Annotated in this window: 12 protein-coding genes; 6 read left to right on the top strand and 6 right to left on the bottom strand. The window is 61.6% G+C overall.

Going from position 1 to position 17,863, the window contains the following annotated elements:
- Nucleotides 1-42 precede the first annotated feature (42 nt).
- From ligA to smc, 3 genes are all read right to left on the bottom strand, one after another.
- Nucleotides 43-2,070: an NAD-dependent DNA ligase LigA gene (gene ligA, locus ACWJKU_RS03285; RefSeq protein WP_454145727.1), complete on the bottom strand. Its 2,028-nt coding sequence runs from the start codon at nt 2,068-2,070 to the stop codon at nt 43-45.
- 2 nt (nt 2,071-2,072) lie between these two features.
- On the bottom strand, nt 2,073-2,810 hold the full coding sequence (locus tag ACWJKU_RS03290) for a cell division protein ZipA C-terminal FtsZ-binding domain-containing protein (RefSeq protein WP_454145729.1): 738 nt from the start codon (nt 2,808-2,810) through the stop codon (nt 2,073-2,075).
- Nucleotides 2,811-2,914: 104 nt separating this feature from the next.
- Nucleotides 2,915-6,421, bottom strand: a complete 3,507-nt coding sequence (gene smc / locus ACWJKU_RS03295) for a chromosome segregation protein SMC (protein WP_454145731.1) — start codon at nt 6,419-6,421, stop codon at nt 2,915-2,917.
- A gap of 216 nt (nt 6,422-6,637) precedes the next feature.
- On the opposite strand from smc, the gene queF reads away from it, so the two are divergent.
- Nucleotides 6,638-7,027 (top strand): preQ(1) synthase, encoded by a 390-nt coding sequence (gene queF / locus ACWJKU_RS03300; RefSeq protein WP_454145733.1) that lies wholly within the window; start codon nt 6,638-6,640, stop codon nt 7,025-7,027.
- Here the strand turns inward: queF and ACWJKU_RS03305 are convergent.
- The 3 genes from ACWJKU_RS03305 to ACWJKU_RS03315 all read right to left on the bottom strand — a co-directional run bounded on the left by ACWJKU_RS03305 (nt 7,014) and on the right by ACWJKU_RS03315 (nt 9,159).
- Nucleotides 7,014-7,715: a methyltransferase domain-containing protein gene (locus ACWJKU_RS03305; protein WP_454145735.1), complete on the bottom strand. Its 702-nt coding sequence runs from the start codon at nt 7,713-7,715 to the stop codon at nt 7,014-7,016. The genes queF and ACWJKU_RS03305 overlap by 14 nt on opposite strands.
- Before the next feature lie 67 nt (nt 7,716-7,782).
- A complete protein-coding gene (locus ACWJKU_RS03310) occupies nt 7,783-8,178 on the bottom strand; it encodes a hypothetical protein (RefSeq protein ID WP_454145737.1) in 396 nt (131 codons plus the stop codon).
- A gap of 189 nt (nt 8,179-8,367) precedes the next feature.
- Entirely contained in the window at nt 8,368-9,159 is a 792-nt protein-coding gene (locus ACWJKU_RS03315; protein ID WP_454145739.1) for a polysaccharide deacetylase family protein, read from the bottom strand.
- 176 nt (nt 9,160-9,335) lie between these two features.
- Here ACWJKU_RS03315 and ACWJKU_RS03320 point away from each other — a divergent pair, with 176 nt between their 5' ends.
- The 5 genes from ACWJKU_RS03320 (at nt 9,336) to ACWJKU_RS03340 (ending at nt 17,863) form a co-directional block, all read left to right on the top strand.
- The gene (locus ACWJKU_RS03320) at nt 9,336-12,545 is read left to right on the top strand and encodes a discoidin domain-containing protein (protein WP_454145741.1); all 3,210 of its coding nucleotides are present in this window, start codon (nt 9,336-9,338) and stop codon (nt 12,543-12,545) included.
- A gap of 292 nt (nt 12,546-12,837) precedes the next feature.
- Nucleotides 12,838-13,970 (top strand): IS630 family transposase gene (locus ACWJKU_RS03325; protein ID WP_454148024.1). Its coding sequence is split into 2 segments (ribosomal slippage): nt 12,838-13,270 and nt 13,270-13,970, totalling 1,134 coding nucleotides; the frame shifts between segments, so codons are not numbered across the junction.
- Nucleotides 13,971-14,346: 376 nt separating this feature from the next.
- Nucleotides 14,347-15,870, top strand: coding sequence for a sensor histidine kinase (locus tag ACWJKU_RS03330; protein WP_454145743.1), 1,524 nt, complete (start codon nt 14,347-14,349; stop codon nt 15,868-15,870).
- Entirely contained in the window at nt 15,867-16,295 is a 429-nt protein-coding gene (locus ACWJKU_RS03335; RefSeq protein WP_454145745.1) for a response regulator, read from the top strand. The genes ACWJKU_RS03330 and ACWJKU_RS03335 overlap by 4 nt, the downstream gene beginning before the upstream one ends.
- An 8-nt stretch (nt 16,296-16,303) precedes the next feature.
- Nucleotides 16,304-17,863: an ATP-binding response regulator gene (locus tag ACWJKU_RS03340; protein WP_454145747.1), complete on the top strand. Its 1,560-nt coding sequence runs from the start codon at nt 16,304-16,306 to the stop codon at nt 17,861-17,863.

Genomic DNA, 17,863 nt, shown 5'->3' on the forward strand with positions numbered 1-17,863 from the left:
TGCCCGGCATGATCGGGCGAAAGCCGGCGCTTCGCGGATGGGCTAAATGCCGCCGCTCCGATTTTCGATCAGCCGCAAAAATTCCGTTTCGTCCAACACCTCGACGCCGAGCTCCCGGGCCTTGACCAGCTTCGAGCCCGGATCGGCTCCGGCGATCACGTAGCGGGTGCTTTTGGACACGCTACCGGTGACCTTGCCGCCGAGGGCCTGAAGCCTGGCTTTCGCTTCGTCGCGGGGCATGGAGGACAATGTGCCGGTGATGACGAAGGTCTGCCCCCGGAGCGGTTGCTCGGCCTTCGCCTCCGCGATTTCTTCCCAATGCACCCCGGCGCCGAGCAGCGCCCGGACAACCTCGACGTTATGCGGCTGCCGGAAGAAGGTATAGATGTGATGGGCTACCGACGGGCCGACGTCCTGAACTTTCTGCAATTCCTCCTCGTCCGCGGCCATGATGTTGTCGAGGGTGCGGAAGTGATCGGCCAGCGTGTGCGCGGTGGCTTCGCCCACTTCCCGGATGCCCAGGGCATAAAGGAAGCGGGGCAGGGTGGTCCGCTTGCTCCTTTCCAGCGCGTTGACCAGATTCTCCGCCGATTTTCGCCCCATGCGCTCCAGTGCCGCGAGTTGTTCCACGGTCAGCCTGTAGAGATCGGCGACCGTCTCGATCAGCTTGTTTTCGAGAATCTGGTCGACCAGCTTGTCGCCCAGGCCGTCGATGTCCATGGCGCGGCGCGAGGCGAAATGCTTGATCGATTCCTTGTGCTGCGCGGCGCAAAAGAGGCCGCCGCTGCAACGGGCGATGGCCTCGCCCGGCTCCAGTTCCACCTCCGCGCCGCACACAGGGCAGTGGCTCGGCATCCGGAAGACCGGGGCGTCGGCCGGGCGAAGTTCCGGCAGGCTTTTCACCACTTCCGGGATGACGTCGCCGGCGCGCCTGACGACGACGGTGTCGCCGGCCCGGATGTCCCGCCGGTGCACTTCGTCGGCGTTGTGCAGGGTCGCATTGGCCACGGTGACGCCGCCGACGAAAACCGGTTCGAGCCGCGCCACCGGTGTCAAGGCGCCGGTGCGCCCCACCTGAATCTCGATGGCGACGACCTTGGTCGTGGCTTCCTCCGCCGGGAATTTATGGGCGGCGGCCCAGCGCGGCGCGCGGGCGACGAAGCCTAATGCGCTCCGGTCCGCCAGACGGTCCACCTTGTAAACCACGCCGTCGATTTCATAGGGGAGGTCGTGCCGCCGAGCCAGAAGATCCCGGTAATAGGCGAGACAGCCGCCTATGCCCTGGACCACGTGTAGTTCCGGATTGACCGGGATGCCCCAGGACTTGAAACGGTCCATCAACATGCTTTGGGTCTCCGGCAGCCGGTCGCCGGGAAAGATGCCGTAGCCGTAGGCATAGAAACAGAGTGGGCGCGAGGCGGTGATTTTCGGGTCGAGTTGGCGGAGGCTTCCGGCGGCGGCGTTTCTCGGGTTGACGAAGACCTTGTCGCCGTTTTGCCGCGCCCGCTCGTTCAGGGCGAGAAAACCCTTTTTCGGCATGAATACTTCGCCGCGCACCTCCAGGCGTTCCGGCCAGCCGCTGCCCGCGAGTCTCAAGGGGATGTCGCGGATCGTGCGGACGTTGCGCGTGATGTCCTCGCCGGTCTGACCGTCGCCGCGGGTTGCGCCGCAAACTAGGAGGCCCTGTTCGTAGACGAGGCTGACCGCGAGCCCGTCGAGCTTGGGCTCCACCAGATAATCGACGTCGCTGCGTCCCAGCCGCTGACTCACGCGGCGATGGAAATCCTCGGCATCTTCGTCGCTGAAGGCGTTGTCCAGCGACAGCATGGGGATTTCGTGGCGTACCGTGGCGAACACCTTGACCGGCGGCGCGCCGACCCGTTGCGTCGGGGAATCGGGCGTGACGAGATCCGGGTATTGGCGCTCGATCGCCAGCAGTTCCTGCATCAGGCGGTCGTATTCGGCGTCCGAAATCAGCGGCGAATCGAGCTGATAGTAGCGCCGATTGTGAAATTCGATTTCCTTGCGCAACTCGTCTGCGCGACGTTTAATCTCTTCCGGCGCGTTCACGGTTACTGGTAAGCCTCTTCCAGGCGGCTGCGCATTTCGGTGATTTTTTCATCGGTCAGCGGGCGGCGGGAATCGTCCCATTCGATCCCGCTCAGGCGCACAGCCAGTTCATGGCTGGTATTGACCAAATCGTCGAACACGCGCAACGGATCGTCGACCGTGGCGGGCTGGAAGAACAGGACGATGCCGGGGCACTCGAACGATGTCATGTCGTCGATGGGAAAGGTGCCGGGTTTTACCAGGCTGGCCACGCTGAACAGGGGCTTGCGGGATGCACGGTCATAGCGGTGAAAGATGCCCATGTCGCCATGAACCAGGTCGAGGTCCAAGAGAGCGTTCTTCAGTTCGTCGCCGGCAAAGACGAATTCGTCTTCCGCGACCACGCTGAGCTGTATGAGAAACGGCGCGCCCAGGGCGGCCGCTTTCGGTGCTGCGCTCGGGGCCGTTCGCGGCGGCTGCGGCGGCACGACCGCATCTTCCGTCTCTTCCCCGAGATCGAGTTCGTCATCGGCAAAACGCCGCTCGTTTCGATGCAGGACGCGAACGCTCTCGAACTCGTCGTTCTCATCGTAATCGGGCGATTCCCTGTCTATCGAAGGATCGAAATCCAGCTCGTCGAACTCGCCGCGCCGGTGCAGAAAATCCAGGATCTGCTGCTTGTAGCGTCCCCAGACATAGATGCCGGCGACGACCATGATGCCGATCACCAGCAGGATTAAACGTACGGTATCTCTATCCATCCTTTTTCCTCAAAGGCTCTCACCGGCCTACAAATAAGGAAGCCGCCAGCGGCGGCGAAGTCATTCTCGTGCGGGCGAAGCGTCCCGCGCGCGGTACGGGGATTTCAAACCGCCGACATTTCCACCGCCGCGTCGATGTCTACCGCGACAATGCGGGATACGCCGGGCTCTTTCATGGTAACGCCGGCCAAATGCTGGGCGATTTCCATCGTCGCTTTGTTATGCGAAATAAACAGGAATTGTACCTTTTCGGACATTTCTTTGACCAACTGGCTGAAACGGCCGACGTTGGCGTCGTCCAGCGGAGCGTCCACTTCGTCGAGCAGGCAGAACGGCGCCGGATTGAGTTCGAAGATGGCGAACACCAGCGCCACCGCGGTGAGCGCCTTTTCGCCGCCCGACAGCAGATGGATCGAACTGTTCCGCTTGCCGGGCGGCCGCGCCATGATGCTGACGCCGGCTTCCAGCAAGTCGCGCTCGGTGAGGTCCAGGGACGCCTGGCCTCCGCCGAACAGCTTGGGGAACATGCGTTGCAGGCCGGCGTTCACCTTGTCGAAGGTTTCCTTGAACCGGGTTCGGCACTCCCGGTCGATTTTCTCGATGGCTTCCCGTAGCGTGGCCAGCGACTCGGTCAGATCCTGGTGCTGCCGGTCCAGAAACTTCATGCGTTCTTCCTGGGCCAGGTATTCTTCCATCGCCGTCAGGTTGACCGCGCCCAGCCTGATGATGTCTTCTCCGAGTTCGGCGACTCGCTTCTGCCAAATCTTTTCATCCGCATCTTCCGGCAATTCGGCTAAAACGGCTTCCGGCGCCGCACCCAATTCCTCGAATTGCTCCTGCACCGTCTGCCGGCGCACCTCGTTGGCCTGGAGTTCCAGTTTGGTCTGTTCGAGACGCTGTTTGAGGTGGTCCAGGTCGTGCTGGTTGCGGATGCGGGCTTCGTCGATGCGGCGCATTTCGGCTTCCAGATCGCCGGCGCGCTTGCGCAAATCCGACAGGGTCCGTTCGGCCTGGAGGCGTTGTTCCAGCCGTTCGTCCAGCCGGGCCTGCTCGTCCTCGGTCGGCGTCTCCGCTTCGCTCATCTGCGCGCTGACGGTTTCCAGCCGTCCCAGGGACTGATCGTATTGATGTTGTGCCCGTTCCAGATGTTTCCGGGTCAAGCCTTCGGCGGATTTCAGGGTTTCGAGGCGGGTTTCGAGTTCGTGGACCCGGCCGCGCGTCGCTTTCAAGGACGCCTCGGCCGCGCTCAGGAGATGCTCCAGTTCGTCCCGCCGGGCGGCGTGGTCGTCCACTTTCGGCTCCAGTTCGGCAAGCCGTTCTTCCGTCTCCAGTAAAACGGTCTTGGCTTCGGCGGTCTCCTCGACGATTTGGGACTGATTTTCTTCCAGATCGTCCAACTCGTATTCGAGCTGTCGGAGACGTTTCGCGGCTTGTTCGCAACGCGCCGCGGCGGCGCTCAATTCGGCCTTGAGGCGGGTTTGATCGGCGTTCAGGCTACGCTCCGTCGATTGCAGACGCTCCCGTTCGTGCTCGGCGTCCTTCACCGATTGATCGGCCTGAGCGAGGTCTTGCTCCAGCGCCCGGCTTTTTTCCAGCAGGCTGTCGCGCCGGGTCTTGAGTTCCCGTAATTCGCGCTCCCGCTTGATCATGCCGGCCTTGCCGTCTTCCGGCTTTCGAACGGCCAGCCAGCCCTGGCCGAGGTGGATGCCGTCCGGCGTCACCACCGATTCGTGATCCGCCAGACGTTCGCTCAGGGTTTTCGCCGTCTCGAGATTTTCCGCGCAGTACACCGAGCCGAGCAGCGGGCCGAGATTCCAGGGCGAGCGTACCTGGCCGATGAGTTTTTCCGCGGTCGGCGCATCGGGGGCATTCGACGGGCGGGCCTCGAAAAAGCTCAGCGACTCGCCGGGCAGCCCGTCCAAATGCGGCCAATAAACGGCCGAGCCTTCGACGCAAAGAGCTTCCAGATGGTTGCCGAGGACGCTTTCGACCGCCGTCTCCCAGCCGGGGCGGACGTCCAGGTGTTCGGCCAGGCGGCCGGTGTGGTCGAGGCCGCGATCGGCCAGCCATTTTTTGACCGTCGCGCGGTCCTTGCCCAAGGCGTGTTGTTGCAGCGTTTCCAGCGAGCTGATCTTGCCCTGTATGGCGTGCGCTTCGGCGCGGTTGGCGTTCAGTTCGTCCTGGCAGGCTTTGGCCCGCCGGCGCTCCTGCTGAATCCGGTCGATCAGACTTTGCAGTTGCTCGTGCAGCGCCGCGCGTTCGGCTTCCAGTTCCGCCAGATCCTGTTGCAGCGCTTCGAGTCCTTCGGTTTGCAGCGTGTCTTCGAGTTCGTCGCGCTCGCTTTCCAGCCGCTCCCGCCGGGACTGAAACTGGCGCTCCTGTTGTTCCAGTTGTTTGAGCCGGGCTCTCTGGATTTCCGCCTGGCCTTTGCAGCGGTTGATCTCTCCGTTCAGCGATTCGAACGCCTGGCGCAGGTTCTTGAGCGTCCGGTCCGCTTCGTCGCGGCGTGCGGCCGCCTCGGTTTCGGCGGCCAAGGCTTGTTCGAGGCCGATTTCGACGGACGCGAGTTCTTCCTGCACGGCTTCGAGCTGGTGCCGGTCGTTTTCAAGGTCGCGCAGCGCCCGTTCTTTTTCGTCGTGGAGCCGGGTTCGTTCCTGGCGCAGGGTTTCGCGCGTCTTTTGCGCGTGCTTGATCGACTGGTCGAGCCGGCTGATTTCGGCGCCCAATTCGTAATAGCGGCCCTGATGCTCGCCGAGTTGGTGTTGCAGGGTTTCGTGCCGGTCTCGATGCTGTTCCAGGGTTTCGTTCAGGCGGTTGCCTTCGCTGACCAGTTGCTTGAACAACTGTTCGGAGGTGGCCAGGGACTTCTGATGGCCTTGCAGGAGTTCGTCGTACTTGCGCCAGCGGATGGCGAGCAGTTGTTCCTTGTAGCGCCGCTCCTCCTGCTTGAGTGCGGTGTATTTTTCCGCCTTTTTCGCCTGCCGTTGCAGATTGCCCAGTTGTTTCGCCACCTCGTCGCGCAGATCCTGGAGCCGGTCGAGGTTTTCCCGGGTGTGGTCCATGCGCAGTTCGGTTTCGTGGCGCCTTTCCTTGTACTTCGAAATGCCCGCGGCTTCCTCGATGATTTCGCGCAGCTCGCCGGGCTTGGCTTCGATCAGCCGGGAAATGGTGCCTTGTTCGATGATGGCGTAACTGCGGGAGCCGAGCCCGGTGCCGAGGAACAGGTCGGTGATGTCCTTGCGGCGGCAGCGGGCGCCGTTCAAGAGGTAGGTCGACTGTCCGTCCCGGGTGACCTGGCGCTTGATGGAGATTTCCCGGTATTTGGCGAATTCGCCCGGCGCCTTGCCTTCGCTGTTGTCGAAGATCAGCTCCACCGAGGCTAGCCCTACCGGCTTGCGCGTGCTGGAGCCGTTGAAGATCACGTCGGCCATGGTGTCGCCGCGCAGGTGCTTGGCCGAGCTTTCGCCCATCACCCAGCGCACCGCGTCGATGATGTTGGATTTGCCGCAGCCGTTCGGTCCGACGATGCCCACCAGATTGCCGGGAAGCGGAATCGGCGTGGGATCGACGAAGGACTTGAAGCCCGCGAGTTTGATCTTGTCCAGCCGCATCAGAGGGTGAGGTCGAGTTGCGCCGAGTGGAACGGCAGCGGGAAAGGGGTGGTGGGCGCGATGGCGGGCAAATCCGTTAGTCTGGTTTGTAATGGAACCGGGCGCTATTATAGCGGACTAAGTCACGGCGTCATTCCGGACTTGTTTACGTCCTGTTTTATGTTCGGCCGATTTCCGCGCGCCGCGCATTCCTGAAAAATCCTTTACCGTTCGCCTATGCCATCAGCACCCAGCAAAGACCTCGAAACCTTCGACAATCCGCAACCGGGCCGCAATTACACGATCCGCATCGAGATTCCGGAGTTTACCTGCTTGTGTCCCAAGACCGGTCAGCCGGATTTCGCCACCATTCTGATCGAATATGTGCCGAACAAGCTGTGCGTGGAGCTCAAGTCGCTCAAGCTTTATATCTGGTCTTTCCGCGAGGAGGGCGCCTTCCACGAAGCGGTGACCAACCGGATTCTCGACGATCTGGTCAGAGCCTGTGCGCCCAATTTCATGCGCGTCACCGCCCGCTTCAATGTCCGCGGCGGCATCTACACCACGGTCGTCGCCGAGCAGCGCGAGCCCGCCTGGGAAGCGCCGCGGCCGGTCAATCTGCCGTAGCCGGCGGGTTGCGCCGGGCAACGAAGAGCACGTTGGCGAACGGCGTGCCCTGGCTCATCGGAACGGTTTCCACGGAAAACCCCAGAGCTTCGAGCAGGCTTCGCCATTCCGTCTCGCCGCGGTAGTGATAACGCTGCCGAAAATGGCCCCGCGCCAGCGCGCGCAGTCGCTCCGCCGCGCGGGTGGCCCGGAAGCGCAGACCTGAACCGGCATCCGCTTCCCGCATGATCAGCATGCCGCCGGCAGGCAGCGCGTCCGCTACCCGTTGGAGCAACGCTTCCTGTTCCTCCGCCGCGAGATAGAGCAAAACATCCAGCAATACGACCGCGCCGCAGTCGGGCAGCGGTGCGGTGCGCACGTCGGCGACGGCGATTTCGGCTTCACCGTCCAAAGACAGGCGCGCCGCAGCGGCATCTTGCGGGCGGAGCTCGATTCCTTTGAGGCGCCTATCGACCGCTGGAATCAGGGCGAGCTTTCGGGCTTCCGACAACAAGCTCATGAGAATGCCCCGTCCGCAGCCGAGATCGAGAACCGATCCAGCTCGGGGAATCCAGTCGGGGTTGGAAAGCAGATGGGCGTAAACCGGATCGTGCCGCAACTTGCCGCGCACGAAGCCTTCGCTAAAGCGGCCCGCCGCGCGATAGCGGCGGGCGGTGTTTTCGACCAGGCGGTCGAACGGGTGAATCACGGTTAAGCGTAAATCGTGCCGTTTTTATGTCCGAAACCGGACGCGGCGCTGACTCGTACGTCGCTTTTCATACGCTCAACAGCTCGCGCTTGATGGCGTTGTCGAGGTTCTGAATCCAGCCGTTGTAATTGCTGTGAATCTTGGTGCCGTCGTAGTTCAGATTGTTACTGTTTTTGTAGCGGATATTGTATTTGTCCTTGCTATAGGTAATGTCCACTTCGGCCATGTGGGAGCGGATGAACAGCGTCCCGACGAGTTGTCCCGGCTTCACTTTTCTGACCTGCCAGCCCAGCGAAGCGCCGGCCCGGACGATGGCCTTCTCCACGTCATCGGCCGTATAAGGCTTGGCGCCCGTCACCAAGACCGGGGCATCGTAGACGTTATATACCGGCGAGGTTCGGCAGCCGGCCAGTAAGACCAAGGCGGCAGCGACCAGGGCGATGAGTGTCGGTTTGAACTTCATTGGTTTTTCTCTTTATTTTATGAATGGACAGAAATTTCAGGAGGACGCTGACGGCGGATCGTCGTTCCGACGGCCTTTATCCATCCCCCCCTTGCATCATCGATTGTCCGGAGAAACCGCTTTCAGGGCAATATTACACGCATTGATTCGGCGCCGGTGCGGGGCGCCGAATTCATCGCGCCGGATCGGTCATAGCGGAACCGGGTCGAGGCGCAGCCGGGCGGCTTCGTCCAGCAGCCGCGGTAGGGCTTCCAGCACGGCCGGGCGGCCGTTGCGGTCCGGCGCGGAAGAACCGTCGTGCAGCAGCAGAATGTCTCCGCCGCGGAGGTTTTTCGACAGCCGCCGCACGATCTTTTCGGGATCGCCGAACACGGCGTCGTAGCCCCGACGCGTCCACGATACCAGGGTCAGATCCAGACTGCTCAGAACCGGTTGCAGCCACGGGTTGCGCATGCCGACGGGCGCCCGAAAGTAACGTGGCGGAGCGCCGGCCAGGCCGGTCAACACGTTCTGTGCACGGCGGATTTCCTTTTCGAATCCGCCGATACCGTTCAAGGCGAACGTGTGGGCGTGGCGATAGGTGTGATTTTCGATGCGATGGCCCCGGGATACGATCTCGCGAACCAAGTCCGGATGCCTTTCGGCTCGGGCGGCGATACAGAAGAAGCTGGCTTTGACCCGGTAAAGGTCCAGCAAGTCGAGCACCCGCGGCGTCGTGTCGACGTCCGGGCCGTCATCGAACGTCAGCGCGATTTCGTTGCGTTCCGCCCGTCCGTCCGGAAGCCTGGCGAGATTCGGGCCGAGCAGCGGGCTGGTGGGCCAAAGGCTTGCGGCCGTCACGATCACGTGATTCGCCAGGAGAGCCTCGACCAGCAGACGCGATCCTTCGGGCGCAAGCAGCGCGGCGGCTCCGCCGATCATCTGAAAAGCAGCGGAATAGCGGAGAAAAGGCGAGGGCAGCCAGTGGCGGACGATGTGCATCGGGTTGCGGTGTGTCGAGTTGGGCAAAGCCTGAGGATTAAACCCGATTTTTCGATCCGAGGGGAGGGCTGCGCCGTTTGGAGCGGGGCTCCGGCGGGGAGTTCCATGCTTGCTTGCTCGATAGGCGGGGTTTACCCTCTCTTCGAGATGATTTCAAGGTTTGTCTACGCCTCATCATGAATAGACGAAAATGCCTCAGGCTCTTGTGGGGCTTGGCATGGCTGGCGGGGTTCGGTTCGCCGCGGGCGGCCGACTCCGGGGTGATGGTTCTGGACGATTTCGAGACTCTGAGCGGTTGGACCGCCATAGCTTCGGAAGGCACTCATGTGGAGCTGGCCCAGGATACCGGCCGAACCGGCATGGGAATGCGGCTCGACTTCGACTTCCGGGGCGGTACGGGCTATGTCACCGTGCGCAAGAAGTTCTCCATCCCGCTGCCCGAAAACTACGCATTCACGTTTCACACTCGGGCGGAAGCGCCGGCCAACAATGTCGAGTTCAAGATCATCGATTCCTCCGGCGACAACGTCTGGTGGCGTCGGCGCTTCGATTTCGAGTTGCCTGTCGACTGGCAACAGTATCGCGTGAAAAAGCGCATGTTCGATTATGCCTGGGGGCGGTCCGACGCGCCGCTCAAGCAGGTGGGATTCATCGAGTTCTCGATTACGTCAAGCACGGGCGGCAAGGGATCGGTCTGGATCGACGATTTCCGTTTCGAGAAGCGCGAACCGGTCGCCGCGTACGACCTCGCGCCCAAAGTAACGGCTTCGACCGCCGCCGAAGGCCACGGCCCGGAATCGGTGCTGGACGCCGATCCCGAAACTTCGTGGCGCAGCGGCGCATTGGCCGAAGGCCAGTGGCTTCAGGTCGACTTTCTGAAACGTCGCGAATACGGCGGCCTGATCATCGAATGGGATCGCGACGATTACGCCACGGCTTACCAGGTTCAGATTTCTCAGGACGGCAAGCAATGGCAGCCGGTGTATACGGTCAGCCTGGGCAACGGACGCCGCGATTACATTTATATGCCCGACGCCGAGTCCCGCTATCTGCGGCTGGAGCTTCAGAAAAGCAGCCGCGGCCGCGGCTACGGCATCAGTACGCTGAGCGTAGAACCGTTCGAGTTCTCCGCCTCGCCGAATGCCTTCTTCGAAACCATCGCCCGCGAAGCGCCGCGCGGAACCTATCCGAAATATTTTTACGGAGAACAGAGTTATTTTACGGTCGTCGGCGCCGACGGCAGCGACAAGGAAGGATTATTGAACGAGGAGGGCGCGCTGGAAGTGGATAAAGGCGCGTTTTCCATCGAGCCTTTCCTGTACATGGGCGGCAAGCTGGTGACCTGGAACGATGTTTCTCCGGTACAGGAACTCGAGCGCGGCTATCTGCCGGTGCCTTCGGTGACGTGGCGTTCCGGGGCGATCGAGCTGAAGACCACGGCTTTCGCCGCCAGCCAGCCGGAGCAGGCGCTTTATGCGCGCTATCGGGTGGAGAACGGCGGCAGCGAGCGCGAGCAGTTGAGCCTGTTGCTCGCGATCCGCCCGTTTCAGGTCAATCCGCCGTGGCAGGCTTTGAACATGGTGGGCGGCGTGGCTCAAATTCACGACATCGCGCAGAACGGGGACATGATCCGGATCGACGGGAACCGCTCGGTCATTCCCTTGACGCCGCCCGACCACTTCGGCGCGACGGTCTTCGATCAAGGTTCGATCACCGACTATCTGGCGGAAGGGCGAGTGCCGCAGCGGACCAAAGCCCGCGACGCCTTCGGCTATGCATCCGGCGCCCTGGAATACAGACTGGATTTGCCTCCCGGCGCCTCGCGCGAGTTCTATTTGGCGATACCCTATCGGAATCCGGACGGCATCCGGCAGGCCGCGAATCTCACGGAAGGCAACGGCCGCGCTTTCGGTCGCGCCCGCTTCCGCGAAGCCGTCGACTACTGGGAGGCCAAGGTGGTTCGCGCCGACCTGATCGTGCCGGCCGGGGCGCAGAAGCTTCGCGATACGGCGAGGAGCAATCTGGCTTATATCTTCATCAACCGGGACGGCGCCGCGCTTTATCCGGGGTCGCGTTCTTACGCGCGCTCCTGGATTCGCGATGCGGCCTTGATGTCGACCGCCTTGCTCGGCATGGGGTATACCGAGGAGGTGCGGCATTTCATCGAGTGGTACGCCGGGTTTCAATTTGCCAACGGCAAGATTCCCTGTTGCGTCGACCACAGGGGCCCCGACAGCGTGCCCGAGAACGACAGCCACGGCGAATTCATCTACGCCGTCGCCGAATACTACCGTTACACGCGCGATATCGGTTTCGTATACGAGATGTGGCCGACGATCGTGAAAACGGTGCAATACATCGAGTATTTGCGCAATCAGCGCAAAAGCGAAGACTACAAGTCGGCCGACAAAATCATGTTCTTCGGTATGATGCCGGAATCGATCAGCCACGAGGGATACAGCTCCCGTCCGGTGCACTCCTACTGGGACGGCTTTTGGACCCTGCGGGGCCTCAAGGATGCCGCCGAACTGGCCGTGCTGGTGACGGACGAGAACCGTGCCGCACGTTTCGCCGCGCTGCGCGACGGTTTTCGCAGCGACCTGTATCAATCCATCAAGCGTACGATGGCCAAGCACAAGATCGGCTTCATGCCGGGTTCCGCCGAGTTGGGCGATTTCGATGCCACCGCCACGGCCATGGCCGTCGCAGTCGGCGGCGAGCAGGCCAATCTTCCGGCGGATGCATTGAACAAAACCTTCGACGATTTCTACGACTACTTCAAAAAGCGGCGCGACAATCAGTTGGAATGGGCCGCGTATACGCCTTACGAGGTGCGTACCGTCGAAGCGCTGATCCGGATGGGGCGGCGTGATCAGGCGCTGGAGCTTTTGAACTATCTGCTCGAGGATCAACGCCCCGCCGGCTGGAACCATTGGGCGGAAGTCGTCTGGCGCGATCCCGGAAATCCCAAATTCATCGGCGATATGCCCCATGCCTGGATCGGCGCAGAATTCGTGCACGCGATGCGGGCTTTCTTCGCCTACGAGCGCGAAAGCGACCAGGCCCTGGTTCTGGCGGCCGGGATTCCGAAAAGCTGGCTGGAGGGCGGCGCCGGCGTGGGCGTAAGACGCTTACCCACCTGGTACGGAACCCTGAGCTACACGCTGCGCCAGGAAGGACCCGATGAATTGCGGCTCGCGCTTTCCGGCGACCTCGTCCTGCCGCCCGGCAAGATCGTTCTCAAGGCGCCCGCCGACCGGCCCATTCGGGCGGTCGCCGTCAACGGAAAGCCGGTCGATACGTTTACCGCGGACCAGGCCGTGATCGGCGAATTTCCGGCCGAAGTGACGGTGAATTACGGAACTGCGACGCGGCAAGACGAGTGATTTCGATAGACGATCTCTGCCGGTTTCGATCGAGTCGTCCCCGCCGGCGCGAGTCATGGCGTCCAAAACGGGGGCTCGGTCCGATTTCCCTCCCGACGGTAGTGCTAGAGCATTTTCATCTCGCGTCAGCGGCATTCCGTGCGGAACGCTGGTGTCATATGTCGTGGGGCGACTGAAATCGCCCCTACGTCCGTATTGAAAACACTCTAGTGCAGTATCACCCGTCCTCTGGCGAGTCTAATGGAGCATGCTTTAGATGAGCATGGCGAGGCTGAGCGGCCGGGAGGATCGGATGGCCAAGAAGTACCGGGTGACGTTGACAGACGAGGAGCGGGGCGAGTTGGAAGGACTGATTGGCAAAGGTAAGGCGGATGCCCGCAAGTTGGCCCACGCGCGGGTTTTGCTTCAAGTGGACGAATCAGCAGGGGGCCCCGGCCGCATCGATACCGACGTGGCCTCGGCCTTGAATCTGAGTCTCCGCACGATCGAGCGGGTGCGGCAACGGCTCGTGGAAGAGGGCTTGGCCGCCGCGTTGTTGCCGAGGCCGAGCCCGCGCGTGTACCCACGGGCGCTGGACGGGGCTCAGGAGGCGCACCTGATCGCCCTGGCCTGTTCGGCCCCGCCCGAAGGCAAGCCGCGCTGGACTTTGCGGCTGTTGGCCGAGCGGATGGTCGAACTCGATCATGTCGACGCCGTCTCCTATGAGACGGTCCGGCGCGTGCTTAAAAAAACGAACTCAAGCCGCATCTTCGGAAGATGTGGGTGATTCCGCCGAAGGCCTCGGCCGAGTTTGTCGCGGCCATGGAGGATGTCCTGGAGGTTTATCAACGGCCGTACCAGGCCGAGCGACCGGTGGTCTGTTTGGACGAGACCTTCACTCAACTGATCGGCGAGGTGCGGGAACCGCTGCCGGGGGCGCCGGGCCGGGTGGAACGCTACGACAGCGTCTATGTCCGCCACGGAGTAGCGAGCGTGTTCCTGGTCTTCGAGCCGCTGGCCGGGTGGCGCGAAGTCCAGGTGACCGACGGCCGGACCCGAAAGGACTTTGCCCACGTCGTGCGCGACCTGGTCGAGGGGCGGTACCGGGACGCCGAGAAGGTGGTGCTGGTGATGGATCAGCTCAACACCCACTCGACGGCGAGCTTGTATGAGGCCTTTCCCCCGGACGAGGCGCGGCAGTTGGCCGAGCGGCTGGAAATTCACCACACGCCGAAGCACGGCAGTTGGCTGGACATGGCCGAAATTGAACTGAGCGCCCTGGCCCGCGACCTCCCGGGGCGGGTCGGCGAGCGGGCCGATCTGGTCCGGCACGTCGCCGCTTGGACCCAGCGCCGCAACCAAGTCCAGGTGACAGCGAACTGGCAGTTCACCACCGCCGACGCCCGGATCAAACTCCGCAAGCTCTACCCGACAATTGAGGGCTGACAGAGTACTAGAGCGTTTTCATCTCGCGTTGACGGCATTCCGCGTGGAACGCTTGCCGTACGTGGGGCGACCGAAGTCGCCCCACGTCCGTATTGAAAACGCCCTAGTCCGCCGGAAGGCCGACGGCATTCCGCGGTCAGCATCAACGATCCGCGAAGGTAAACGCGCTTCGCCGCCCGGATTGGACCGGCAACTCAAGACTCTCTTCGGCACCCGCCGCCCACCGTTTTGCTGCCCGTAACATTCTGTTGACCTTTTGATAAAAATTTGATTCCCTAGCAGACCTCTTGTGATTGAAGACCGATAGCCCGTATTCGCATCGAGACGTCATTCGTCGACAAAGCGGCTATTTTTTACACTCTCAGCGTTTCTCCTCATGGACGAAGCAGGCAACAGAACCGAATCGATTTTCCGCATGATGACGGAAAATACGCCTTACGCGCTGGTGCTGGTCGATCAGCTCGGCAATATCGTTTTGGTCAATGCATATCTGGAGCGATTGTTCGACTATTCGCGCGAAGAACTCCTCGGACGTTCGATCGACATCTTCATTCCCGAGCGGTTTCGAGTCGGACACGAGGCGTACCGGCAAAGCTATCACAAGCATCCCGAGCAAAAACCCATGGGCATGGGGCGGGATCTTTACTGTTTGCGCAAGAACGGCGAAGAGATTCCCGTCGAAATCGCCCTGAGCCCCATGCGGATCGATGGCGACCTCTATACGTTGGCAGCGATAGCGGACATCAGCCAGCGCAAGCATGCCGAAGAGGTTCTGCGGCAAAGCGAAGCCCGTCTGAATCTGGCTTTGAGCGCCGCAAGGGCGGGAACCTGGGACTGGGATATCCTGAGGGACAAAGTGATGTGGTCGGACGGCTCTTACCTGCTGCTCGGCCTGCGCCCGGGGGAGTGCGAAGCGTCCGCCAAAAACTGGCTCGACAGGGTGCATCCGGATGACCGGGCCGACGTCAAGGAGGCCGTGGATTCGGTGATCAAGCGATTCATGGCGCAACGGAAGCAGGATGCGTTCAACCTGGAATATCGCGTGCTGCACGCCGACGGCAGCGTTCGCTGGGTCAACGATCGCGGCCAGATTTTGTACGGCCGCTACGGTCGCCCGGTTCGCATGATCGGCATCATGCTCGACGTGACCGAGCGCAAGACGGCGGAGGAGCAACTCGCCGCGCAGGCGCAGGAATTGGCGCGCTCCAATGCGGAGTTGCAGGAATTCGCCTATGTCGCTTCCCATGATCTTCAGGAGCCTTTGCGGGCGGTGGCGGGCTGCGTGGAAATCATTCGGCGGCGATACCAGGGAAAGCTGGATGCGCGCGCAGATCAAGTGATCACCCACACGGTGGAAGGCGCGGCGCGCATGCAGAACCTCATCAACGACCTTTTGGCGTATTCGCGTATCGGCTCCCGGGATCATCCTTTCGAGCCGACCGACTGCCGGGAGATCTTGAACGCCGCCCTGGCCAATCTCGCAGTCCCCATCGGCGAGAGCGGAGCCACGGTGACGCATGACGACCTACCCACGATCCTTGCGGATTCCGGTCAGCTTCTCCAATTGTTCCAAAACCTGATCAGCAATGCCGTCAAATTCCGCGGCGACCGACCGCCGTCGATCCATATCGGCGCGAAGAAGCAAAACGGCGAATGGGTTTTTTCGGCCCGCGACAACGGGATCGGCATAGATCCCCTTTATTTCGAGCGCATATTCCGGATTTTCCAAAGACTGCACGCGCGGAACGACTATCCCGGCACCGGAATCGGCCTTGCCATATGCAAACGCGTCGTGGAGCGGCACGGCGGGCGCATCTGGGTGGAATCCGAACTCGGCCGGGGCGCCACCTTTTTCTTCACTTTTCCCACTCATCCGACCGAATCCGGAGCGCCCCGATGAAACCCGTCAATATCCTGCTGGTCGAAGATAGCCCCACCGACGTACTGCTCACCCAGGAAGCGCTCGAATCCGCAAAGCTGCTCACCGAGCTTTTTATCGTGGAAGACGGCGTCGAAGCCATCTCGTTTCTCCGGCAGGAAGGCAAATACGCCGGTGCGCCACGGCCGGATCTCATTCTCCTGGATCTGAATTTGCCCAAGAAGGACGGCCGCGAAGTTCTTTTCGAGATCAAGAGCGATGCCGGCCTGAAGATGATTCCGGTGGTGGTGATGACGGTTTCAAGGGCGGAGGAGGACATTTTGCGCGCGTACGGATTGCACGCCAACTGCTACATCACCAAGCCGGTCCACTTCGAGAGTTTTGTCAAAGTGGTTCAGGCCATCGAGAGTTTCTGGTTCACGGTGGTGAGCCTTCCGCCCCGATAGTTCAGCTTATGCAGCAGCACTACCATGTTCTCCTGGTGGAGGACAGCCCGAGCGACGCTTTCCTGGTCGAAGAAGCCTTGATTCAGGTCGGCGTGGTGCGTTTCGACTTGGAGCGGGTGGCGCTGCTCAGCGAAGCCAAAAGCATTTTGGAGCGGCAGCGGTTCGATGTCATTCTGCTGGATCTCAATTTGCCCGATAGCGAGGGCATCGAGACCCTGCTGAAAATCCGCGATCTCGCGGGTTACGTTCCCATAGTCGTGTTTACCGGTCTGGACAACGAGGCCGTCGGCTTCCGGCTGATTCAGGAAGGGGCTCAGGATTACGTCATCAAAGGGCAGTTCCAGGGCAATCTGCTGATCCGGTCCATCCGCTATGCCATAGAGCGCAAGCGTATCGAGGAGGCGCTGAAAGAAGCCGACCGGCGCAAGGACGAATTTCTCGCCATGCTGTCCCATGAACTGCGCAACCCGCTGGCGCCCATCCGCAACGCGGTCGAGGTCTTGAAGCAGCCGAACGTGACTCCGTTTCACGTGGACTGGGCGCGGGGCATCATCGATCGCCAGTTGACCCAGCTCACGCGCCTGGTCGACGATCTCCTCGGTATATCGCGCCTCACTTGCGGCAAGGTAACGCTACAGCGCGAATCCCTGGAACTCACGACCCCTATTTTGCAAGCCGTCGAAGCGAGCCGGCCGCTGATCGAGGCCAACCGGCACGAACTGCACCTTCAGTTGCCGTCCGTTCCTCTTTGGGTCGACGCCGATTTCGCTCGATTGACGCAGGTATTTTCCAATCTTTTGGACAATGCCGCGAAATACACGGAGGAGGCGGGACTGATCCGGCTGTCGGTCGCAATGGAGGACGGAAAAGCGGTGATACGGGTGCAGGACAATGGAATGGGCATTTCGCCTTTGAATCTTCCGCACATCTTCGATTTGTTCACCCAGGGGCCGCGAGCCCTCGACCGGGCGCAAGGCGGTTTGGGTATCGGTTTGAACCTGGTCAAGCGGCTGGTCGAGATGCACGGCGGCGAAGTGGATGCCTACAGCGCCGGTATCGGCTCGGGCAGCGAATTCGTGGTGAGATTGCCGCTGCTCGACATGGAATCGTCCGAATGGGGGCCTCCGCACGTGTCCGAAGGCGCAGCCTCGTACTATCCGATACTGATTGCGGATGCCGATGCCGACTCGGCCAGGAGCACGGTCGAACTGTTAAAATTATGGGGTTATCAGGCGTGCGCCGTGCATGAGAATCAGCGGGTGTTGCCGACCGTCCGCGAGCAGCGGCCCCAAGTGGTGCTCCTGATCATCGGTCCGTCCGAGATGGACGGCTACGCGCTGGCCCGGTGTCTTCGTCAGGAATACGGCCGCCAGTGCCCCAAGCTCATCGCCATCACCGAGTTGGGCCAGGCCGGCGAATCCCGCTGGATGCGCGAAGCGAGGTTCGATCATCATCTTTTCAAGCCCTTGAACCATACGGCGCTCAAGGCGCTGTTGAATTATTCCGGCGAGATCCAGGCGCAGAATATTCCCTGTTCCGGCCGCCGGCTGTTCACGAAATCGTCGTAA

This window comes from Methylocaldum sp. MU1018, assembly GCF_053646775.1.